Annotated in this window: 20 protein-coding genes; 8 read left to right on the top strand and 12 right to left on the bottom strand. The window is 55.0% G+C overall.

Going from position 1 to position 23,312, the window contains the following annotated elements:
* Positions 1-124: 124 nt before the first annotated feature.
* From D8M41_RS09245 to dnaA, 7 genes are all read right to left on the bottom strand, one after another.
* A complete protein-coding gene (locus tag D8M41_RS09245) occupies positions 125-679 on the bottom strand; it encodes a DUF3566 domain-containing protein (protein ID WP_126926865.1) in 555 nt (184 codons plus the stop codon).
* Positions 679-3,321, bottom strand: a complete 2,643-nt coding sequence (gene gyrA / locus D8M41_RS09240) for a DNA gyrase subunit A (RefSeq protein ID WP_126926864.1) — start codon at positions 3,319-3,321, stop codon at positions 679-681. Before gyrA ends, D8M41_RS09245 begins: the two co-directional genes overlap by 1 nt.
* Positions 3,322-3,399: 78 nt before the next feature.
* Positions 3,400-5,424: a DNA topoisomerase (ATP-hydrolyzing) subunit B gene (gene gyrB / locus D8M41_RS09235; RefSeq protein WP_006887411.1), complete on the bottom strand. Its 2,025-nt coding sequence runs from the start codon at positions 5,422-5,424 to the stop codon at positions 3,400-3,402.
* A gap of 278 nt (positions 5,425-5,702) precedes the next feature.
* A complete protein-coding gene (locus tag D8M41_RS09230; RefSeq protein ID WP_126926863.1) occupies positions 5,703-6,386 on the bottom strand; it encodes a DUF721 domain-containing protein in 684 nt (227 codons plus the stop codon).
* Positions 6,379-7,587, bottom strand: a complete 1,209-nt coding sequence (gene recF, locus D8M41_RS09225) for a DNA replication/repair protein RecF (RefSeq protein WP_126926862.1) — start codon at positions 7,585-7,587, stop codon at positions 6,379-6,381. Before recF ends, D8M41_RS09230 begins: the two co-directional genes overlap by 8 nt.
* Positions 7,588-7,643: 56 nt before the next feature.
* Positions 7,644-8,771: a DNA polymerase III subunit beta gene (dnaN, locus tag D8M41_RS09220; RefSeq protein ID WP_006887406.1), complete on the bottom strand. Its 1,128-nt coding sequence runs from the start codon at positions 8,769-8,771 to the stop codon at positions 7,644-7,646.
* 521 nt (positions 8,772-9,292) lie between these two features.
* Positions 9,293-11,092 (bottom strand): chromosomal replication initiator protein DnaA, encoded by a 1,800-nt coding sequence (dnaA, locus tag D8M41_RS09215; protein WP_424823507.1) that lies wholly within the window; start codon positions 11,090-11,092, stop codon positions 9,293-9,295.
* 456 nt (positions 11,093-11,548) lie between these two features.
* On the opposite strand from dnaA, the gene rpmH reads away from it, so the two are divergent.
* The 8 genes from rpmH to D8M41_RS09175 all read left to right on the top strand — a co-directional run bounded on the left by rpmH (position 11,549) and on the right by D8M41_RS09175 (position 17,787).
* A complete protein-coding gene (rpmH, locus tag D8M41_RS09210) occupies positions 11,549-11,686 on the top strand; it encodes a 50S ribosomal protein L34 (protein ID WP_006887407.1) in 138 nt (45 codons plus the stop codon).
* Positions 11,687-11,754: 68 nt separating this feature from the next.
* Complete coding sequence (rnpA, locus tag D8M41_RS09205) at positions 11,755-12,135, top strand: ribonuclease P protein component (protein ID WP_037285578.1); 381 nt, start codon at positions 11,755-11,757, stop codon at positions 12,133-12,135.
* Entirely contained in the window at positions 12,128-12,553 is a 426-nt protein-coding gene (yidD, locus tag D8M41_RS09200) for a membrane protein insertion efficiency factor YidD (RefSeq protein ID WP_006887440.1), read from the top strand. The genes rnpA and yidD overlap by 8 nt, the downstream gene beginning before the upstream one ends.
* Positions 12,554-12,608: 55 nt before the next feature.
* Positions 12,609-13,640, top strand: a complete 1,032-nt coding sequence (gene yidC / locus D8M41_RS09195) for a membrane protein insertase YidC (protein ID WP_023133405.1) — start codon at positions 12,609-12,611, stop codon at positions 13,638-13,640.
* Positions 13,641-13,689: 49 nt separating this feature from the next.
* Positions 13,690-14,229 (top strand): Jag family protein, encoded by a 540-nt coding sequence (locus tag D8M41_RS09190; protein ID WP_006887424.1) that lies wholly within the window; start codon positions 13,690-13,692, stop codon positions 14,227-14,229.
* Complete coding sequence (gene rsmG, locus D8M41_RS09185) at positions 14,230-14,865, top strand: 16S rRNA (guanine(527)-N(7))-methyltransferase RsmG (RefSeq protein WP_023133404.1); 636 nt, start codon at positions 14,230-14,232, stop codon at positions 14,863-14,865. It abuts the gene before it with no gap.
* A 324-nt stretch (positions 14,866-15,189) separates the two neighbouring features.
* Complete coding sequence (locus D8M41_RS09180; RefSeq protein WP_006887405.1) at positions 15,190-16,029, top strand: ParA family protein; 840 nt, start codon at positions 15,190-15,192, stop codon at positions 16,027-16,029.
* Between the two features lie 153 nt (positions 16,030-16,182).
* Positions 16,183-17,787, top strand: a complete 1,605-nt coding sequence (locus D8M41_RS09175) for a ParB/RepB/Spo0J family partition protein (protein WP_126926861.1) — start codon at positions 16,183-16,185, stop codon at positions 17,785-17,787.
* Between the two features lie 362 nt (positions 17,788-18,149).
* Here D8M41_RS09175 and trxA read toward each other — a convergent pair whose 3' ends face one another.
* From trxA to D8M41_RS09150, 5 genes are all read right to left on the bottom strand, one after another.
* On the bottom strand, positions 18,150-18,476 hold the full coding sequence (gene trxA, locus D8M41_RS09170) for a thioredoxin (RefSeq protein ID WP_006887416.1): 327 nt from the start codon (positions 18,474-18,476) through the stop codon (positions 18,150-18,152).
* 15 nt (positions 18,477-18,491) lie between these two features.
* Positions 18,492-19,538: a thioredoxin-disulfide reductase gene (gene trxB, locus D8M41_RS09165; protein ID WP_126926860.1), complete on the bottom strand. Its 1,047-nt coding sequence runs from the start codon at positions 19,536-19,538 to the stop codon at positions 18,492-18,494.
* A 229-nt stretch (positions 19,539-19,767) separates the two neighbouring features.
* Positions 19,768-20,937, bottom strand: coding sequence for a hypothetical protein (locus D8M41_RS09160; RefSeq protein WP_006887417.1), 1,170 nt, complete (start codon positions 20,935-20,937; stop codon positions 19,768-19,770).
* Positions 20,938-21,041: 104 nt separating this feature from the next.
* Positions 21,042-22,709, bottom strand: coding sequence for a murein biosynthesis integral membrane protein MurJ (gene murJ / locus D8M41_RS09155; RefSeq protein ID WP_126854426.1), 1,668 nt, complete (start codon positions 22,707-22,709; stop codon positions 21,042-21,044).
* A 27-nt stretch (positions 22,710-22,736) separates the two neighbouring features.
* Positions 22,737-23,237, bottom strand: a complete 501-nt coding sequence (locus D8M41_RS09150; protein WP_006887432.1) for an NUDIX hydrolase — start codon at positions 23,235-23,237, stop codon at positions 22,737-22,739.
* Positions 23,238-23,312 lie beyond the last annotated feature (75 nt).

The following is a 23,312-nucleotide window of genomic DNA, read 5'->3' as shown; positions in this document are numbered from 1 at the left end:
CCTCCAAGGGGTTTTCCCCTTAGGACGAAATATAACTATACAGACACTTGCCCCCATAACCAAATCTTCATGAGGTGTTCTATAACACACATATTTCGCTGTTGGTGGCGGAGTTTAACCGAGATTACTCATCCTTCATGGTGAGGGTAATACCACCCACCAGCTTCGCCGCCAGGTTATACAGGATCGCACTGATCATACCCAGCAGCGTGAAAATCACGGTATTAATCACCGCAATAACGGTCGTCGCCAACGCCACCTGACCCAGCGAAACCATCTGCGCAATATCAATTGAGCTATTGCCACCGGTACCCAAGGAGCTCAGCAGCTGGTTCAAGCCATTGAAGGCGCCTGTAGCCTGCAAAAACAGCCACAGGATCATAGAGGCCACCACGGTCACAATACCAACGGCAATGGACAGCAAGAACACCAGCTTTGCCACCGACCAGGTATCAACCTTAGCAATGACAAGGTCAGCGCGACGCACCTTCGTACGACGCACCAGATTCTGACGTTTACGCCGACCCTGCTGCTGTTGCGGCGGGGCGCTACGCCTGGGGCGACGCTGGTTCGAACCAGACCGTGCGCCGGGGCGGTTAGCGGACGCGGCACGCCTCGCCGGGGCCTGACGCCTCGCGCCCTGCCCGGCCTGTACCCGCCCCTGTGGGTTCATGCTCATTACTTACCTCCGTGTGCTTCAGCAGTATCGGTGACAGCCTGCTGACCGTCCTGGTTCTCATTCACTTGAGGGTCTGCGGACTGCCCACCGGGAGCGTCCATGTCCGCTTCATCTGGTTCGTCAAGCTGACGATCCTGGTTTCGGGCGACGCCGATAATGCTATCGCCCTTGCCGGGCTTTGCAAAAATCACGCCCATCGTGTCTCGGCCCTTAGCAGGAACCTCGCTCACCCCGGTACGCACCACTTTACCGCCTTGCATAACAACCAGCACCTCGTCGTCCTCATCCACGATGAGAGCACCGACAAGAGCGCCGCGGTCTTCAACCAGTTTAGCGACCTTAATACCGTAACCGTTACGGCCCTGAACGCGATACTCATTGACACTGGTGCGCTTAGCATAACCGCCCTCAGTGACGACAAACACGAATGAATCTTCAGTCACCACGTTCGCCGAGATTAACTCGTCTCCATCGCGGAACTTCATGCCGGTCACACCCGAGGTGGAACGGCCCATTGGGCGCAGCGCCTCATCATTAGCGTTAAACCGCAAAGACATGCCCTGGCGGGAAACCAGCAGAATATCCTCATTGGGAGAGATCAAGAAGGCGGAAACCACCTCATCGCCCTCACGCAGGTTAATCGCGATCAGCCCGGCGGTACGGTTCGTATCGTAATCACTCAAGCGGGTCTTCTTCACCAGACCGCCCTTAGTAGCCAGCACCAGGTACGGAGCATCCTCATAGGAACGCAGCTCCATGACCTTCGCAATAGTCTCACCCGGCTGGAAAGCCAACAGGTTCGCCACATGCTGGCCTTTCGCATCACGCCCGGCCTCCAGCAGCTCGTAAGCTTTTGTACGGTACACACGGCCCATATTGGTGAAGAACAAAATCCAGTTGTGGGTGGTGGTCACAAAGAAATGCTCCACCACATCATCCCCACGCAGCTGGGCGCCCCGAATACCCTTACCGCCGCGATGCTGGCTGCGGTACTGATCACTGCGGGTGCGCTTCACATACCCGCCGCGAGTAATGGTAACCACCATCTCCTCTTCAGGAATCAGGTCCTCCATCGACATATCTCCGTCAAAACCGCGCAGAATCTTGGTGCGGCGCTCATCGCCATACCGGTTCACAATCTCGCCCAGTTCTTCGGAAATAATCTCGCGCTGACGATCCTCAGAAGCAATAATCGCGTTGTACTCGGCTATCAGACGCATCAGCTCATCGTGGCGGTCCTGAATCTTCTGACGTTCCAGAGCCGCCAGACGACGAAGCTGCATATTCAAAATAGCCTGCGCCTGCGCCTCATCAATATCCAGCAGCTCCATTAAGCCCGTGCGCGCATCATCAGCGGTGGGAGAGCGGCGGATAAGGGCAATGACCTCATCCAAGGCGTCCAGGGCCTTGAGCAGCCCACGCAGAATATGTGCCTCTTCCTCCGCCTGACGCAGACGGTAGCGGGTGCGGCGCACAATCACGTCCATCTGGTGGTTTACCCAGTGGCGCACGAACGCATCCAGCGACAGGGTACGCGGAACCCCATCCACGATAGCCAACATATTGGCCGAGAAATTCTCCTGCAGCTGAGTGTGCTTATACAGGTTATTCAGCACCACTTTAGCCACAGCATCGCGCTTAAGCACAATCACAAGGCGCTGACCGGTACGGCCCGAGGTCTCATCCCGCAAATCCGAGATGCCGGTGATTTTGCCTTCCTTAATCAGGTCGGCAATCTTAATAGCCAGGTTATCCGGGTTCGCCTGGTACGGCAGTTCGGTCACCACCAGGCAGGTACGGCCGTGAATCTCTTCAACATTCACCACGGCGCGCATTGTAATGGAGCCGCGTCCGGTGCGGTAGGCATCCTCAATTCCCTTCGTACCCAAGATTGTGGCACCCGTGGGGAAATCAGGGCCTTTGACACGCTCAATCAGCGCATCCAGCAGTTCCTCGTTCGTGGCCTGCGGGTTCTTCAGGAACCATTTCACACCCTCAGCAACTTCGGTGAGGTTATGCGGGGGAATATTGGTGGCCATACCCACCGCAATACCCGAAGAACCGTTGACCAGCAGGTTGGGAATACGTGCGGGCAGCACAGTTGGTTCCATAGATTTACCGTCGTAGTTCGGCTGAAAATCTACGGTGTCTTCGTTAATGTCCCGCACCATTTCCATGGCGATAGGGGCCATCTTCGTCTCGGTATAACGCGGCGCAGCAGCCCCATCATTACCGGGAGAGCCAAAGTTGCCCTGCCCAAGTGCGAGGGGGTAACGCATTGTCCACCCCTGGATCAGACGCACCAGTGCGTCATAGATAGCACTATCGCCGTGCGGGTGGAACTGACCCATCACATCACCGACGATGCGCGCGCACTTATTGAAGGAACGGTCGGGGCGGTAACCGCCATCGTACATGCCGTAGATAACACGGCGGTGCACGGGCTTCAGGCCGTCTCGCACATCCGGTAGTGCACGGCCGATAATGACCGCCATTGCATAGTCCAGATAGGAGCGCTGCATCTCGGTCTGCAGGTCAATCTGTTCGATATTTCCGTGCGGGTTATCGACCACGATCTCACCTTGGTTGGTGTCAATTTCGATATCGACGTCAGGGTTTTCGCTCTGGTTTTCTTCGCTCATTACCTTCTCGTTCCTCAAAGACTCACTCGGTTATATAACCATTCAAGAATATTCCGTATTAGAAATATTTCTTTTCTGCTAAATATCGAGGAATCGGATGTCCTTTGCATTCTGCTGAATGAACTCACGGCGAGCCTCAACATCTTCGCCCATCAGCACCGAGAAAATCTGATCCGCAGCTGCAGCATCTTCCATTTTCACCTGCAGCAGGGTGCGGCGCTGCGGATCCATCGTAGTGTCCCACAGCTCGGTGTAGTCCATCTCGCCCAGACCCTTATACCGCTGAATGCCGTTTTCCTTCGGCAGACGCTGGTTATTTGCCTGACCGCGTTCCAAGGCAGCATCGCGTTCAGCATCCGAGAAAACATAATCGTGCGGGGCGTTTGACCACTTAATGCGGTACAGCGGAGGCTGTGCCAAATATACATATCCCGCCTCGATCAGCGGACGCATAAAACGAAACAGCAGCGTCAGCAGCAGGGTCGTAATATGCTGGCCGTCCACGTCCGCGTCGGCCATGAGTACAATCTTGTGGTAGCGCGCCTTATCAATGGTGAATTCGTCGCCAATACCCGTACCAAAAGCAGTAATCATAGCCTGAATCTCGGCATTCGACAGGGCACGATCAAGCCGGGCCCTCTCGACGTTAAGAATTTTGCCGCGCAGAGGCAGAATCGCCTGCGTATTCGGGTCTCGGCCCTGCACCGCCGAACCACCCGCAGAATCACCCTCCACCAGATAAATCTCGGAAATTGAGGGATCTTTCGAGGCGCAGTCCTTGAGTTTGCCGGGCATTGAGCTGGTTTCCAACAGACCCTTACGCCGAGTGGTTTCACGCGCTTTACGTGCAGCAATACGCGCCTGCGCTGCGGTAATTGCACGGCGCACCACATCCTTAGCGGTTGCCGGGTTACGGTCAAACCAGTCCGCTAAGTGATCGTTAATCTCGCGCTGAGTAAAGGACTTTGCCTCCGAGTTACCCAGTTTCGTCTTCGTCTGACCCTCAAACTGCGGCTCAGAAATCTTAATTGAAATGACGGCGGTCAGACCCTCGCGCACGTCTTCACCGGTGAGGTTATCGTCCTTCTCACGCAGCAGTTTATTCTCGCGGGCGTACCGGTTCACCAGGGAGGTGAGTGCAGCACGGAAGCCTTCCTCATGGGTGCCGCCCTCGTGAGTGTTAATAGTATTCGCGTATGAGTGCACCGACTCCCGGTAGGCACCGGTCCACTGCATTGCCACTTCAAGGGTCATATTGCGGTCGGTATCTTCGGCTTCGAACGAGATAATTTCCTCGTTCACCACGGTCTTAGCCCCCGCGTTCAGGAAATGCACATAGTCGAAAAGACCATTATCGTACCGGTAGGTGACGGTGCGGTGCCCATTTTCGTTGGCGCCGACCTGGTTCAGCGGCAGAGGCTTTTTCTCTTCATCTTCGGCAGCTACTTCGTCACCCTCAAATTGATCCCGTTCATCGGTGAGGGTGATGGTCAGCCCCTTATTAAGGAACGCCATCTGCTGGAACCGCGCCCGCAGGGTCTCAAAATCGAACTCTACAGTCTCGAAAATCTGGGGATCAGGGTAGAACGTTTGAATAGTGCCGGTAATATCTGACGTATCGCCCCGACGAAGCGGGCCGTCGGGGATACCACCGTTAGCAAAGGAAATATGCCAGGAATAACCCTGGCGGTGCACCTCGGTTACTACACGGGATGACAGTGCATTCACCACAGAAATGCCCACACCGTGCAGACCACCTGAGACGGAGTACCCGCCGCCGCCGAATTTACCGCCTGCGTGGAGCACGGTCATAACCACCTCAACGGTGGATTTATGTTCGGTGGGATGCTCATCCACCGGAATGCCGCGGCCGTCGTCTTTAACACGTACCGCACCGTCTGCCTGGATGGTTACCTCAATGCGGCTGGCATACCCCGCAAGGGCCTCATCGACAGAGTTATCGACCACCTCGTACACCAGATGGTGCAGGCCACGCTCAGTGGTGGAACCAATATACATACCGGGGCGTTTACGTACCGCTTCTAGCCCTTCAAGGACTGTAATGTCGGACGCGCCGTACTCATGGGGTTGTTCAGTTGCCACTGGTGCGAAACTCCTCGGATTGAATTGGTATGAGCCGTGCTGCTTGTCGCGGGTTCCGCATCCGTTGGGGTGCGGACGGCACATATTCTTTAATATTCTACCGAAATATTCGCCATCACGGAGATTATTCCGTCGTTTTCAGGGAGTATTTTCCGCTCTACGGCCTTCTAAGGTGCCGCGAGGGCTTCACACCCCCAACCCTAGTGAGGGGATACCCACCATAGGCCCGAGGCGGTTATCGGGCAAAAATGCTTGTCAGCTCATTCTCTGTCGGCCTGCTACCCATAAGTATCGCGCACCCCGCGACCACCCGGCGCTCGTTTCGGCCCACGCGAGCTCCATCGCCCGTTATTGGGGCCAAAAATACGCACTGAGCTAACGACACCGGCACCCAGTTCACGGTCAAACATCTGCACAATCTGCCTCTGCATCAGACGCAGCTGGGTTGCCCACGCAGTTGAGTCGCAGCGCACCTCCACTATAGAGTTCTCAAACCGAACCGGCTGTGCGTGAGCCGAGACTTCGGGCCCCATCAAATCGTCCCATCGTGCAAGCACACTGGAAACCGCAACGGGTTCTTTCCACCCGCGTGAGCAAATCAACTGCCCAACAATACCCCCCAGGGGTTTAGGATCTCGGGTACTCTCACCCGGTCCTGTGTAACCGCCCATGACTCGCGGATCCCACCCCTGAGCACGCTGAGACTTCTTGCGTTGGCCCGGCTCGGCACTCATGGCAGTACCAAACTCACGCATAATTTTCTTAGCGGAATAGGCATTAAGTCGCCCTTCACCACGGGCACTGGCAGCCGCGCGCATCCTCTCTAGTAACGCAGCGGGGGCATCGACCTCATCCACATAGTATTCACCGTAAACTTCCGATGTTTCACGTGAAACATCTGTTTTATCACTGTCAAAGGGTTGTTTTTCCCAGAGAATGAGTCGGGGGTGTTCCTTATTCATGGGTTTTCCCATCCGACAGATTCTGCTCACCCGCATATCCTGCCGCACCGGGTGAGACAGTGACGATACGGTATGCACCAAGTTCTTCGGGAATGTCACTGAGTACTGCGCAGGTAATAAGTACCTGCTCCGCTTCACGCACCAAAGCCCCTAACCGGTGCCTGCGTGCCGCATCCAACTCAGCAAACACATCGTCAAGGATAAGTATCGGCGAAGAGCCTGGCGACGGGTCATCCTCCAAATGCACAAACCATGATGCCAACCGCATGGCTAAGGCAAACGACCAACTTTCCCCATGTGAGGCGAACTGTTTAACAGCTAGGCCCCCTAACAGTAGGGTTATATCTTCCCGATGCGGCCCCACCAGAGTAATTCCCCGCTCAATTTCTTCGCTGCGGCGCTCCTCAAAGCAGCGCAGAATCGCCACTTTAAACTCCTCAGGGCGCATACGTGCAGCATGTTCCAGACCCCGCTCAGTCACAGGCGGGAAAACAGTGGACTCGTAGGTCAATGAGACGTCTTTAGAACCATCGGTGAGCCCTGCATAGGCACGTTTAAGCTGGGGGAGCAGGACACACAACACCCGGAAACGAGCAGCTAAAAGCTGAGAACCAACTTCAGCAAGTTGTTCATTCCACACTGCGAGGGTGCTCATTGCGTTCTCATCGGCGCTGGCGGCACCTGTACGACGGCGCTGCATTGACTTCAGCAGAGAATTCCGCTGCCGCAGAATACGTTCGTATTCGCTCCGGTACCCGGCAACAGCGGGCCGCAGCGATACCGCCAGATCATCCACGAACCGACGGCGAGCCGCTGGTTCTCCCCTCACCAACTGTAAATCTTCGGGTGAAAACAGTACCGTACGGGCAATACCCAGCGCTTCACGGGCACGCACCGGGGCCGCACGATTAATCCGCACCCTATTGCTGTGCCCTGGAGCCACCTCAAACTCTGTGACGGTCTGCTGCGATCCACGCACAGTGCGGGTGCGAATATAGGCCCGTGAAGCACCCACGCGCACCAGCGGAGCATCATTACTCACCCGGTGAGAGGACAAATTCGCGGTGTAATCAATGGCCTCCACAATATTGGTCTTACCAACACCATTTGGCCCCAAAAATACCGTCACCCCGGATGACAGCGGCAGACCCAGCAGGGGGTAGGTGCGGTAATCGAGTAACGAAACGTGGTCGATAAACATCTCTACCCCCTCACACGGTCACAGTGGCACACCGCTATAGTGCCCGATGCTCACTACTAGTCGGCGGGCAGCCGTACCGGCATGAGCAGGTACCGGTATTCGGTACTGTCATCGCCCAGAATCTCGTCCTGTCCCGAAAGCACAGCCGGGCGAGTGGGTTCGGTAAATGAGAACCGCACAAACTCCGTAGTGAATGCCCCCAGCCCCTCCGAAAGATAAGCTGGGTTGTATGCAACAGTCACTTCCTGCCCCGAAAGATGTGCCTGCAGCGTCTCAGAGCCCTGAGCCTCGTCACCGCGGCCTGCATCAATCACAACCTCACCCGTCTCGCTAAAAGCCAGCCGCAGGGGAGTGTTACGCTCGGCCACCAGAGAAATACGGCGGGCAGCCTCAGCTAGGTCAGAGGTGCGAATAACAGCGTGAATCTGTGTTTCTTCCGGGAATAGGGCACGAATATTTGGGTAATCCCCATCCATGAGCACACTCGTGGTGCGGCGTGAAGCAGCCTCAAAGCCGATAAGCTCATGTGCATCTGGTAGGGCAATCGATAGTTCACCTGAACCAGCCAAAGTACGGCCTACTTCGGCAAGTGTTTTGGATTTGATGAGTACCTGTGCTGAGATCTCCGGGTTGGTGGGCGACCAGGTGAGTTCACGCATCGCCAGACGGTACCTGTCGGTGGCCAACAGGGTCATAGTGTCGCCCTGAACCTCCAGCCTAATTCCGGTAAGGATCGGCAGAGTTTCATCTTTTGACGCGGCCACCAGAACCTGGGAAACCGCCCGCGCGAACTCAGTACCGTCAACGGTACCCGAGACCTCCGGCAGCTCCGGCAGTTCTGGGTAGTCAACCAGCGGCATAGCAGCCAACTGGAACTTTGCTGAACGGCATGAAATAAACACCTTGGAGTCAGATGCGGCGAACTCAACCGGTGCGCTGGGGAGAGAACGGCAGATGTCGGCGAGCATCTTACCGGGCACTAGGCAGGTGCCGTCCTGCTCAATATCCGCTTCAACTACCTGACGGGCGCTGATTTCATGATCAAATCCCGCGATAGCTACCTCACCGTTTTCTGCAGTAATCAGTAGCCCACTGAGTACTGGGGAGGTGGGCCGTGCCGGTAGTGAACGTGCGGTCCAGCCTACGGCCTCGGCCAATACATCGCGGTCGATGGTGAATTTCATGAGGCGCCTTTCAGAAGTAGCTGAAGAAAGTCCTAAACAAGTGCGGTGGTTCCCGATAAGGGCACCTCTTCCATCCTACCGGAAAAGATGTAATTACAAGCTCAGATGAGGTGCATCGGGAACTGCGGAAGAAGGTAGAAGACTCAAGGATTTTTTGTAATTACATCTTTTGTATGTCGGCAGAAAGTCCTCAGAATGCAGTGACCCGTTTTTCGAGTCACATCCGTTGGGCAGTGTGCGTGATGAACGGGAACATCATGTTGTGTGAAGAGGATTTTTCTTAAAGTACAGTAGTGTTAATAACGCTTGTGGAAATCGTGGAAAAACCTAGAAATCCGCGAAAATCCAAGGAAATTCTCTGTGGATGAAACGTGGATGAATCGGTGCCACACTGAGGATGCATTGTGCATGGATATTTATACATTCCGGGTCTTCCACACCCACGGAATAATCATTCACTTAATATCCACAGTGCAGCGGTGTTTAAAACACACCCTATCCACAGGCGAAAATCCCTGTTTTTACCGGTTCTGCCGCTGATCCTGTTTGATTTTGTTCGTCAGCTCCGTCACCTGATTAAACGTCACGTGCCGCTCCGGCATTTGTGCACTGACCTTCCGCACCGCATGCATGACCGTCGTGTGGTCGCGCCCGCCCAGCTCCTGCCCAATCCGTGGCAGAGACATATCCGTCAGCTCACGCAGCAGATACATGGCGATCTGCCGGGCATTCGTGAGCGTACGGGTGCGTGACTTTGAGCGTAAATCATCAATCGACACATCAAAATACGCCGCCGTGGTCGCCAGAACCTGCGCCGCAGTAATTTCGGCACCCCCAGCATCCGTAATCAGGTCTTTGAGCACCACCTCAGCAAGCGATAAGTCCACCTGCTGCTTATTGAGCGAGGCGAACGCCGTTACACGAATGAGCGCGCCTTCCAGCTCGCGAATATTCGCCGTAATATGCGATGCAATATACTCCATCACATCGTCGGGAACGTTGAGCGATTCGCTCTGTGCCTTCTTACGCAAAATAGCGATACGAGTCTCCAACTCGGGAGGCTGCACATCAGTAATCAGGCCCCACTCGAAGCGTGAACGCATCCGCTCGGCGAACCCGGTGAGCTGTTTTGGTGGCAAATCAGAAGTAATCACAACCTGCTTTTGGTGATTATGCAGGGCGTTGAAAGTATGGAAGAACTCTTCCTGCGTATGCTCTTTACCCGCCAAAAACTGGATATCGTCGATTAGGAGCATATCGACATTGCGGTAAATCTGTTTGAAAGAGGAACCCTCATCGTCACGAATCGAGTTAATGAAATCGTTCGTGAACTCCTCAGAATTTACGTACCGCACCCGCAGTGACGGGTATAAGTGTTTAGCATAGTGCCCGATCGCGTGTAGGAGGTGGGTTTTACCCAGTCCCGAATCCCCGTAAATAAACAACGGGTTATAGGCGTTCGCTGGGGACTCCGAGACGGCAAACGCAGCCGCATGCGCGAAACGATTTGACTGACCAATCACGAACGTATCAAAAGTGTAATTCTGGTTGAGCCGCGCTGAGCTTTCCCAACCGGCCGCGGGAGGCGCTGAGGGATCCGGCATAGCCTGATCTGCCGGTAACTGGTCCGGAAAAATACCGCCGCCAGCATTTGGTACAGCAGCGGGCGTCTCAGGTGCTGCGACGTACGAGTTAGCGGTGTGATGAGAAGCCGTATCGGTTGAGCCCACCCGTTCCGCCTCTACCTCGTGCAGTGGGGGAGTGGTGGAGACCTCTGCAAAACCGCCCGGTTCGGGGGCTTTATAGGGGCGTGCCTCATAAGTGTGCACATGCTGTCCAGAGGGGGCGGGCACCTGAGCATGTCGCGGCGCAGCACCGGAAACAGAATCATACGATGGTATACCGTACTCTGCTGCCCCGTGGGATGGGGAGGCAGAACCGGAAGTATGTTCGCTATGTTCGGACGAACTGGAAACAGTTGGAAGAGGGTACGCGGGCGGGGCACCAACAACAGTTGAAGGTGCCTCTTCAGGGGATGTTTCCGCGGTAGCTGAGAGTGACTCATCAATCAGAAAAGCTTCAGAAATTTCGGGCCCGTAAGCGGTGTGTAGCGCTCGTTTCAAAGGCTCTTTCAGCTTCGACTGGAATGTGTCCCGTGTGTATTCGTTCGGCACCGCAATAAGGAGTACGTTCCCCACCAATGCCTGCGGATGAGCTAAATGTACGAAACCGCGTAACCGGTTCCCCACCTGATGATCGGATTGAAGCAGACTCACCACATGAGCCCACCGCTGCACCATATCATTATTTGTTTCGCCCACAGGTGGTTCCTTCCGATCGGTGATTAAGACTTTACCCACACTATACACAGATTAACACCAATATCCACAGGCGTTATCCACAGTGTGGAAAACCTGTGTAGAATCAGTGGTTTTATATGTGGAAAAAATATATCGAACCGGAATAAACCCTGAAAATACAGGAGAAAACCGGTGTATACGAAAGCTGTGGAAAAAATCCACAACCCGTGCGGGTTGTTGAAAAATCACATTCTGTGGATGCCCTCTATCCACTGTATACACAGAGCGCGCATCATGCACACCCGCACCGGAGGCACGCCCGCATTAACTTGACCGACACCGCCAGCTCTTCTAAAGTTGTTCTGTTGTATGTGTACCGCCTACCCCGAAGAGTCAGGGTACCCCTGTACACAAAAATCTTAGGGAAACCCGCCTGCAAGATGTTGGGTTATCCCGCACCAGAACAAGGAGAAAAGTATGAGCAAACGTACTTTCCAGCCGAATAACCGCCGCCGCGCCAAAAAACACGGCTTCCGTCTGCGTATGCGCACCCGCGCTGGTCGCGCCATCCTGGCGAGCCGTCGTTCCAAAGGCCGCGCAAAGCTTTCGGCCTAACGAACCACATAATCGCCCGCTACCGCACACCAGCGTTAGCGGGCGATTGCCACAACGAAGGGAATCACGTGCTGCCCTTACAGCACCGGATGCGCACGGGCGTCCAATTCTCGCAGACAATCCGTTCCGGTGTCCGCTCAGGGCGTCGGAACATTGTTCTATCTGCGGCAAAACAAAACGGAGAAACAACCCGCATAGGTTTTATCGTTTCAAAAGCCGTGGGAAATGCCGTCGTCCGCAACCGCGTTAAACGTCGTCTGCGTGAAGCAGCTTCCGATACCGTGAAAACCCACCCGCACGGCTACTACATTGCCGTGCGGGCACTACCCGCATCCAAAAACGCCACCTACCAGCAGCTGCACCATGACTACACGCAGGCGCTCACAGCGGCGCTGACGAAACTAGCGGGAGAACATAAACCACGCGGGGCGGGACAAAGCCATGAGTAAAAACCGCCGCGACGAACGGTTCCACCAGCACAGCAGCGCCACGCACCACGCACACAGCGACCCGGATGCTCTTCTACATGCCGCACCCCACGAGTTCGTGCGGCCTGTCTCTGTGCTGCACGCTCTGTACACGCTGCCCCAAAATATTTTTATTGGGCTTATTAAGGCGTACCGTAAAGTAATCTCCCCGCTCTACGGGGACGTGTGCAGGTACTACCCAACCTGTTCCGCCTACGGGCTGGAAGCTTTCACCACCCACGGGGCCATTGGTGGGCTTTCCCTGACGGTGCGGCGCATTCTACGCTGCACCCCGTGGGCGACCGGCGGAATCGACCCTGTACCACCCGGAAAACGCGTTTTCACCCCGGGTGAAGAACCTAAAATTGTACTTCTGAACCATCCGCCCACCAGCCCCTAACAAGGCTGACTAGGGCCTTCGCTGACTTAGCCGAGTCAAAAGGAGAAAAACTCTCGTGCCAAATATTTTTGACCTTATTCTTTGGCCCTTTAAATGGGCAGTGTCGGCGGTTTTGTGGGTTTTCCATTCCCTCTTTACCGCCATTGGTATGGATCCGTCCTCAGGTCTGACCTGGGTGCTGTGCATTATCTGCCTGACCCTGGTTATGCGTACCCTCACCATCCCTCTCTTCGTCAAACAGATTAAAGCGATGCGCGGTATGAGCGCCATGCAGGGCGATATCGCTAAGCTTCAGGCCAAATACAAGGGGAAGAAAGACCAGCTGTCCCGCCAGGCGATGGCACAGGAGCAGATGGCGCTGTACAAAAAACACGGCACCAACCCGTTTGCCTCCTGCCTGCCGATTATTGCCCAGATGCCTATCTTCTTCGGTTTGTACCAGGTGCTCATGGGGGTTTCCGGGGCGGCAGCAGCGAATGAAGGCATCCTCATGCTTCCTGCCGATCTGGTGAAACAGTTCAGCGAAGCCCACATTTTCGGCGCCCCCATTTTCTCGACCATGATGAACCCCGGCGACGGTAACCATACCGCCACTGTAATTCAGGCAATCGTCATGATTCTGCTCATGAGTGGTACCCAGTTCTTTATTCAGAAGCAGCTGAGCGTGAAGAACATGTCGGAGGCAGCGCTGAACTCTCCGATGTTCCGTCAGCAGCAGATGATGATGTACATTTTCCCCATTATTTTCGCGGTGACGGGCATTAACTTCCCTCTTGGTGTGATGTACTACTGGACCGTCTCAAACTTCTGGGCACTGGGCCAGCAGTGGTGGGTGATCCGCAATAACCCCACCCCCGGTTCCCAGGCTGAAAAGGAACTCAATGAGCGCCGTGCCGCTAAGGGTCTGCCTCCGGTCGGCAAGACCAAAGAGCAGCACGAGAAAGAGCTGGAAGAGGCACGTGAACGTGCCAATGCAGGCCAGCGTCAGCAGCCGATGAGTAAGAAGCGCCAGAAGCAGCAGCGCGCTAAAGGCAAGGGCGGGCAGAAGGGCTCTTCAGACGGCTCACAGAAGCCAAAATCGAATTAGCCGCCGCATCGCATCACCACCGCACAACCACGTAAAGGACATCCGATCCATGACTGACGTTACTGAAGAAAACGAAACCTACGAAGAAACCCCTACCGAACGTCCCAATACCTTCGAAAATATTGAAGAAGAAGGCGACATCGCTGCCGATTACTTGGAGGAACTGCTGGATATCGCCGATATTGATGGTGATATTGATATTGAGGTGCGTAACCAGCGCACGTACCTGGCTGTTCTTAACGACGAAGATAACAATGAAGAACTCCGCCAACTGGTTGGCCGTAATGGGCAAGTGCTTGAGGCCCTGCAGGAGCTGGTGCGACTGTCGGTGCTAGCCGCCAGTGGTAACCGTTCCCGCCTCATCCTTGATGTGGCAGGGTATCGTGCAGAACGCCGTGAACAGCTGGCTGATGCGGCCCGCCAGGCCGTGGAAGAGGTGCGTGAAAGCGGGGAAGACTACCATATGAACCCGCTGGGCGCCTATGAGCGCAAAATTGTGCACGATATTGTGGCTGAGCAGGGACTCTACAGTGAGTCTGAGGGGGAGGGTCCGTCCCGTCACGTTGTTATTTCGCTCCCGGAGGTATAAATGGAGCACACACCCCTGGATGGGAAAAACCAGGTTGCCGCTGAACAAATCTTTGGTGACCGTCTGCCGCTGGCACAGCGCTACGTAGAGCATCTGGCCACCAGCGGTATTGAGCGCGGACTCATTGGCCCGCGTGAGGTGCCGCGCCTGTGGGAGCGTCATGTGTTGAACTGCGCCGTAATACAGGAACTTATCTCCGAGGGAGCTTCGGTGGTGGATGTTGGCTCTGGTGCGGGCTTGCCGGGGTTGTGTCTGGCGATTGCCCGGCCCGATCTGAAACTGACTCTCATTGAGCCGCTGGAACGCCGCGTTAACTGGCTCAATGAGGTCGTGGAAGATTTGGGACTTGAAAACGTAACGGTGTTTCGTTCCCGCGCTGAACAGGCTGTGGGTGCGGTGGAAGCCGATGTGGTAACCGCTCGCGCCGTCTCTGCGCTTGTGGGACTGGTTGATATTACTCTGCCGATCCTGCGCGGCACTGGAGAGCTGCTGGCTCTCAAGGGACGTTCAGCTGCTGAGGAAGTGGCAAAAACGAAGAAAAAACTCAACCGTTATGGTGCCAGGCAGACCGAGATTCTTACGGTGGGGGAGGGGCTATTAGACGAGCCCACCACCGTGGTACGCATCCAGTTATAGTCGGGTACTGTTTCTCAACTTGATGGCCTCTCCCCAATGTGGGAGGGGCCATTTTTATTGTCTGTTGTGGTCACGAGTGCAGGTTTCACCATTCCTCGATGTTTCACGTGAAACTTTCACGGGTAATACTCGGTGTTTAACCCCTCGCGCGTGGTGTTGAAAGAAATCTACGGGTAATCTTATAGAGAGTGAAAAAGACGGAGACCCACCTTCAGGCGCGCACACGGCGCATGAAAAAGGGGAATAATCCGAATGTTTCACGTGAAACATCGACCGATACGCATCCCTAAACGGCACCCGACTGCATGACGCCGAGGAGAAAAAATGACCGAACAAGCAACCGATAACGGTTCGCTTTACACCCTGTCGAAGCCCGCACACACCCGCATCCTCACTATCTCAAACCAGAAGGGCGGCGTAGGTAAAACCAGTACCGCCGTGAACCTGGCGGCAGCGCTCGCTGAGGCTGGAATGAATGTGCTGGTTATCGACAACGACCCGCAGGGTAATGCCTCGACCGCACTCGGTATTGAACACGATGTAGAAACCCCCAGCATGTATAACGTGCTGATTGACGACAAGCCTCTGCATGAAATTGTGCAGACCTGCCCCGACCTAGAAGGGCTGTGGTGCGCCCCGGCCAATATTGACCTCGCCGGGGCTGAAATTGAATTGGTCTCAATGGTGGCGCGTGAAACCCGTCTTAAAGGTGCCCTGGAGGATTACAGCACGTGGCGTGAGTCCCATAACCTGCCGCGCCTTGATTACGTATTAATCGACTGCCCGCCGAGCCTGGGGCTGCTTACCGTCAATGCATTTGTTTCGGCTGACGAGATTCTAATTCCCATCCAATGCGAATACTATGCACTGGAAGGCTTGAGCCAGCTTCTGAAGAATATCGAGATGATTCAGAAACACTTGAATTCGCGTCTGAGGATTAGCACCATTCTGCTTACCATGTATGATGGGCGCACTAATCTTGCAGCACAGGTGGCTGATGAAGTGCGCGAGCATTTTCCTACAGAAACTTTGCAGACCCTCATCCCTCGGTCAGTTCGTATTTCTGAGGCTCCCAGCTACCAGCAGACCGTTATCACCTATGACCCGGCATCGACAGGTGCGCAGGCGTATCGGGAAGCTGCGCGCGAGGTAGCCATGCGATAGGAACACTAAAAACACATAAAAACATACGATTAAGGTTGATTGTATGTTTCATATACGGCAGAAGTGGCGGTGTGGAAAGTAAAAGGGCACACCCAGTGAGTAACCCAAAACCTGCCGAACATATGCGAGGGAATACGTTAATGAGGAGGAAAGATGGCTGAAAAACGAAGGGGCCTCGGTAGGGGGTTAGGGGCGCTTATCCCCAATAGCACCAAACCCACATCCGAGCAGAAGGAAGTATCCAGTACACAAAAAGGTGGATCCACGAGCCCCTCAGCAGCCGCAGGAAAAAAACGGGCTGCAGGTATGGGCCGTCAAGAGACCGGTACTGTCCAGAAGAAGACCACGGAACAACAATCCTCACCCTCTTTAGCGAAGCTTCCTGCTCCTAAAAAGTCCTCATCGGTGCGCGGCGGATTGGGCCGTAAACATATTCTCGATCAAGAAGTGCTGCCTGTGCCAACCGATCAGAAGATGGAAGAGGCACCTCATAACACGCAAGAGAAGGAAAAGGGCACCAAAGCACAGCCTGCTATTAAGGACAAAACTTCGGTAGCAGCCGCAGATTTGGCGGATAAAAAGGCTGCTGCAGACACCACGGCGGTAGGGGAGAAGGCGCCAGCTGCTGAGACTAAGACCGCCTCCGCACCATATTCGTTGGGGAAAAAATCGGCGTCAGAGCATGATCTTTTCGATGAACTGCCCGCAGAATCAGAACGGCCGGTACCCTCCCAAGCTGTTTCTCAGGAATCAGCCCCAACTGAGGAAACGCCTCAACCGGCGGCCGATACAAAGGATGTTTCACGTGAAACATTGAAAAAGAAACAGCGTCTCGATATGGGTCAGGCACTTCGTAATACGACTCTTACCCGCCGTCCTGTTGACTTCTTCTTTGGTGAAGAAGTGAAGACCCCCAGCTCTTCTGAGGACCTGGTACCTGTTCCGGGTGCGCAGTTTGCGATCCTCAATATTTCGGATATTCACCCAAACCGCAAACAACCTCGCGTTGATTTTGACGAACATGATATGGACGAACTTGTTCATTCGGTGAAAGAGATTGGGGTTTTACAGCCCATAGTCGTGCGTCCATCGCGGGAAAAAGGCCACGAGAAATATGAGCTGGTGATGGGGGAGCGTCGCTGGAGGGCAACCCAGCGGGCGGGACTGCCTACAATTCCTGCGATTGTGCGCGATACCCAGGATAACGATCTGCTTCGTGATGCCCTCCTTGAAAATCTGCATCGGAGCCAGCTGAACCCCATTGAAGAGGCGGCCGCCTACCAGCAGCTGATGGAGGAATTTGGTGCCACCCAGGATCAGCTGGCTAAGCGTATTGGTCGATCACGTCCGCAGATTTCCAACACCATCCGGTTGCTTAAGCTTCCTGCATTGGTACAGCGTCGTGTAGCGGCCGGCGTTTTATCAGCCGGTCATGCCCGCGCTCTGCTCATGCTCACAGATCAAGCACAGATCGAAACTTTGGCGCAGAAGATCGTTAATGAGGGCCTATCGGTGCGTGCTGTTGAAGAACTGGTGGCCGCAGCATCCGGCGCAGAGGATAAGAAACAGCGAAAGGAACCTCGCCCGCAGAAACATCGGGAGCGTCTGGACTATATCGCCGATGCCTTTGCCGATAAGCTGGATACCTCGGTAAAGATAAGTCTGGGTGCACGTAAGGGAAAGATGACAATCGAATTCGCCAATGTCGATGATCTGAACCGGATTATTAAGACGCTGGATACTAACTTCGAAAACTAGGTGTAGTCAGTGCCGGTGGTGATGTTTCACGTGAAACATCACCACCTCTGTTTTTAATCGTCGTGCTGATACGGTGCTTCTGAGATTACCTCCGCTAAAGTGTCAGACCGGAGTGAACTGGACATGGCTAAGAACAATATCGGCAGAAGATAACCACACCTGATCACTCTGGCCTTCTGCAGGGTGCAGTCCTTGCCAGAACGGGAGAAGCGGGGGAGGGAGCTTCCTGTTGTAGTAGACCGTATATCTATCCCCTGTGCGTATCATGTGCCCAGAACTGAATAGGTGTGGATAAAGTGCTGGAAACACAGTGGGGGCGGATGTTTCACGTGAAACATCCGCCCCCACTGTGTGAAGAGATTTTAGTCGATGTACTCTGCAAACTCTGCGAGCAGAGCTTTTTTAGCCTTGGCACCTACGGTCGGTTTGACGAGTTCGCCGTCCTTGAAAAGGTGGATTGCAGGGATGGAAGTGATATTGTACTTCAGTGCAATATCACCATTTTCTTCTACATCTACCATCACCACATCTACTTTACCTTCATATTCAGCGGCAATCTCCTCAATAACCGGAGCCACTAGGCGGCAGGGTCCGCACCATTCAGCCCAGAAATCCACAATTACGGGCTTGCTGCTTTTGAGCACCTCAGCGTCAAACGTAGCGTTAGTAACCTGCTTAACCGAGCTCATTGTTCTGCCTCCTCTTTACATATTTTCAATATAGTGTTGCGCATCAAGCGCCGCCACGGCACCGGAGCCCGCAGCGATAATTGCCTGACGATACGTCGGGTCGATAACATCCCCGGCAGCAAATACGCCCGGGACAGAAGTCTTCGAAGAACGTCCCTGAACCTCAATCGTGCCCTGCTCACTGAGCGTGAGCTGATCTTTGACCATATCAACACGGGGGTCTGAACCGATGGCTATAAAGAGTCCGTTCAGGGGCAGCTCGCGCTCAGAACCATCCTTCGTGTTCTTCAGAGTTACCTTCTCAAGGTTCGAATCACCGTCAATAGCACTGACCTCAGAATCCCATAGGACCTCAATCTTCGGGTTCTCAAAAGCACGTTTCTGCATAATATCGGATGCGCGGAACGAATCACGGCGGTGAATAATATAGACTTTCCGTGCAAAGGTTGTCAAAAACAGTGCCTCTTCAAGTGCTGAGTCGCCGCCGCCTACCACGGCAATATCCTTTTCTTTGAAAAAGAAACCGTCACAGGTTGCGCACCAGGATACGCCGTAGCCGGAAAGACGATCCTCACCCTCAACGCCGAGCTTGCGGTATTCTGAACCGGTCGAGAGGATTACAGTCTTTGCCAGATGCACCGAACCATCCGAGAGGATTACTTTTTTCACCTCGCCGGTAAGGTCAAGTTTCTCAACATCCTGGTAGCGAATATCTGTGCCGAAACGCTCAGCCTGTGCACCAATATTCGTCATGAGTTCGGGGCCCTGAATACCTTCAATAAAACCCGGGAAATTCTCAACTTCGGTGGTGTTCATAAGAGCACCACCGGGGGATACGGAGCTGGCAAACAGCACGGGTGAGAGATTAGCGCGGGCGGCATAAATTGCCGCCGTATACCCTGCGGGGCCCGCACCCACAATAATGACATTGTGCACCGTCTGCTCGCCCTGTTCAGCGGCAGATGTGCTCGCACCCTCAGGTTTCGTTGATGCGGCGCCAAGACGTACACCTCCAAGCGCGGCATTACCAAAAAGGCCACCGGTTGTTGTATTGGTGCTCATTTTTCTCTCTTTCGTCCCAATCATTGATATCGTGCCACATAAACGTGATAGTTCCTTTGATTATTCCATTTCGGGCCTCGGTATGCCATACGTTACGTTTTCTAACAGACTTAGGCATCTCAGCCCGCCAGCACCACACTGGGGTACTACGGCGCATACAAAAGCCCGCAGAGACGCTCAACGGTGTGAGCATCCCTGCGGGGCATAAGGGGAGAGAAAAGGGACTGGGCTACTCAGCCTTCAACTCGGCAAGCCGCAGCCCGTACGGGTAGATTGAGATGGGCTGTGAAAGCTTCGGGGCCTCAGTGAACTGAATAATCACATACCCGCCCTTGTCTGCGCTCTGCTTGGAAGTATCCAGCTCAACCACGGCGTCTTTCCCATTAAACGTTCCCTTACCCACCTCGGTGGCCCCGTTGAGGGAATTCTGGTTGTTCACGTACACGGTGTACGCCCCGCCGGTACCAGTGTTCTGCTGCATCGTCACCTTAGAAACAACCGTGGGAGTTTGAAGTTTGGCAGACAGCGCGAACGGAACAGCCAGCTTACCGCTCCCAAAGCCGTAGCTCATCCACACGGTAGCGGGGTTATTGTCCGCAAGCTTGGGCAGGTTCGCATCCGTCTCAGACATGAACGTGGGGTTATTCGGCACTAGACGGGCCACGGTGGCGATCTTCGCTGGGGCGTTTGAGGTGGTTTCCGGGCTGGGAGTGGGGGAGGGGCTCTCGCCACCCTCACTGGCCGAGGCTGAGGCGGATGTAGACTTGGCTGGCTTTGGCTCCGCGGTTTTAGACGACCCAATACCCGTGAGCGAAATCAGCACGGCACCGGCCACAATCAGCAGCAGCAGTACGGCGGCGAGAACGATCACCCACGTACCGCGGCGGCCGTCATCTTCATCATCCTCATCATCGTCATACAGGTCCCCGCCGGGGTACATGCCGCCGCCCATCTCCGGCTGGATAGGGTTACCATCCCAGCTTTTAATGGCGCCAATAACCTCCATTGCGGCGGGCTGAGTCGGCACGGTCGCACCAAAGATTTCGGTGCCTAGGGCGGCTTCATCGTCGTACACGTCCGAAAGCGAGCGCTGCTCGGTCAACAGCGCATCCAACAGCACAGAGGGGGCGGTGTACGACGTAATGAGGTACTTGCTGCCTTCGGGGGTGATACCCATATCGAGCATCTGGAAACTGTAGGGGTTGCTCTCATTGAGCACACGCGAGTTGTTCTCAAGCAGGTTGCTGCGTGCCGGGGACGCAACGACCACCGACACTTTACGGCTGAGAATCTGATCCATGCCGTCGAGAATCATATCTGTCTCGGCGGTAACGATAATCTGTGCGGTGATCTCGTAGCGGCCACCGAGTACCGTGCCTACCGGAATCTGCTGAGACAAGTGCTCTCCCGAATTTTCGCTCGTACGCCCAGTTCAAGGGCTGTTCTCTATCAAAAGTTTACCCGGCTTAACGGGTTCTGTGGGTTTTCAGCGGTTTTGCCGACCTAACGGCGTGCTAATCTTCCCAGTTTACGTGTGATGGGTGCGAAAAGCGCGTCGGCTTCTTTCACCCGGAAAACCCGCAACCCCACCATATAAGAGCCGAGCATGACCGGCCCGCACACAATCAGGGTAATAATGGCGCTGATTTTCGACGCCCAGGCGAAACCGCTGGCGCTGTACCCGCCCAGCAGCCACAGGACCCCGGCGGTCACCCCGGCAGCGAAAACAGCTGCGAATGTGGCGCGGGCGTACACGCTCAAGATACGTTTCTGTCCGTAATAGCCAAGGCGGCGTTTCACCAGGTAGTGGCTAATACCGGTGAGCAGAATATTGTGCGTAGGATAGATGCACGCCAACGCGTAGACGGTGTACTGGGCATCCAACAGGGAGGCGCTGAAGCTCATCACTACCATGATGGAGGCCGAAAACAACTGAATTTTGAAGGGGGTGCGGGCGTCTTCACGGGCGTAAAGCACACGCCCGTACAGGAACGTGACGGTGAGTGTGGGGGTACCTAACGCCATAATGACAATGAGCTTGGCAATAATAGTGGCCGCCACCCGGTCGCCGCCGCTGAACAGGATAGCAACCGGCCCGGCAAGGACAATAAGCGCCACGGCGCAGAAAATGGTGGCCACCCCGGAGGTACGCAGCCCGTGAGAAACGGCGTGGATGACACTGTCCCTATCATCGGCGCTGGCGGAGGCGCTCATCCGATTAAAGAGCACGGTGGCGATGGACATACCAATCACACCGTGCGGGAGGATATACAGCATTGAGGCGTAGTTGAGGGCCTGCAGGCCGGGGATTTGGATGCCCATCTCCGCGTAGCGGGCACGTTCACCAACCACAGATGCAGCAACCTGGTTCATATACATGAAGGAAAGGTTAGCCACAGCACCCGCTGCAAGCGTCCAAGCGGCGAGTTTAGCGGGTTCACGTAGTCCAATGCCGCGCCACCCGAAATTGGGGCGCAGATGCATCCCCAGGCGGCGTAGAGGGATAAACAGCACGAGGGCCTGCATGGCGATGCCGAGGGTAGTAGTACCTGCAAGCACAACCGTTTGAGCGCTGGTCCAGTTCTCAACCGAGTGCAGCGGCGGGTTAATGGTGGTGTTCTGCGCCCCGAACATAACAATGAACACCAGCAGGCCGATAATGGAGATGACGTTATTCAGCGCCGGCGACCACATGTAGGCTCCGAACGCATCTTTAGCGTTCAGCACCTGCCCGATGACGGTATACAGGCCGTAGAAGAAGATCTGCGGCAGACACCAGAGCGAGAAAATGACCCCTAGTTGTTTCTGCTCCGGTGTCCAGGTGGAACCCATCACATCAATAATGGGCCAAGCGCAGGCGACCATAATGACCGTAATCAGCCCAATAGCGGTGACGGTGAGGGTTACCAGCTTTGAAATGTACAGCGCCCCACCGTCTTGGGCTTTGGCGGCTTTAATGATCTGCGGCACGAGCACGGCGTTGAACGCGCCCCCGGCAACCAGCACGTAAATGAGGTTGGGGAGGGTATTGGCGACCTCAAACACGTCGCCGACGGTTGAGAGGGAGCCGATGGCGACGGTAATAAGAACCGTCCTGACTAGTCCGAGCACTCGGGATACGAGCGTCCCGGCAGCCATGATCGCGCTTGCGAGCGCGTCTGTTCGTGCCAACTGGTGCCTCCTGTGCGTAGCGTAGGTTTAGAGCCGTGACTGGATGAATTCGCGGGCGAGGTCGGCAATATGCCGCTCGTTAGCGAACGATAGCCTGCGGTTAAGATCCGTGAACGGTACCCAGGCCACATCTACGGCCTCGTGGTCGGGGTCGTTATCGATGGTGATTTCCCCTCCGGTTGCCTTCAGCAGGTAGTGGTGCACCGTTTTGTGGATGCGCTGCCCGGAAGAGGTGAACCAATATTCAATGTTACCGAGTGAGTGCAGGATATCACCACGTATCCCGGTTTCTTCTTCAATTTCGCGTTGTGCAGCCTCTTCAAGGGTTTCTGCTTCTTCAATATGCCCCTTGGGCAGACACCATTCGACGCGTCCGGCACGGTTAATGCGCGCAATAATGGCAGCAGGCAGACTCTGGCGCGCGAAGTCTATGATGATGCCTCCAGCGGATACTTCACGGTGTACCGGCGTGTAAGACGCGGTTAACAGGGTTCGCATCTTGGGTGCGCGCGGTACGGGAAAGCTCATGGTTCTACCTTAACCGATACGGGGGCTTTTTGGGTTGTTCGCGCCCGCGGTGAGGCGGTGAGGCGGTTTATCTGG

The organism is Rothia sp. HSID18069, assembly GCF_003989155.1.
Lineage (GTDB): Bacteria > Actinomycetota > Actinomycetes > Actinomycetales > Micrococcaceae > Rothia > Rothia aeria.
Note: the sequence above shows the minus strand (reverse complement) of the source record. Positions and strands in the feature narration are given on the sequence as shown.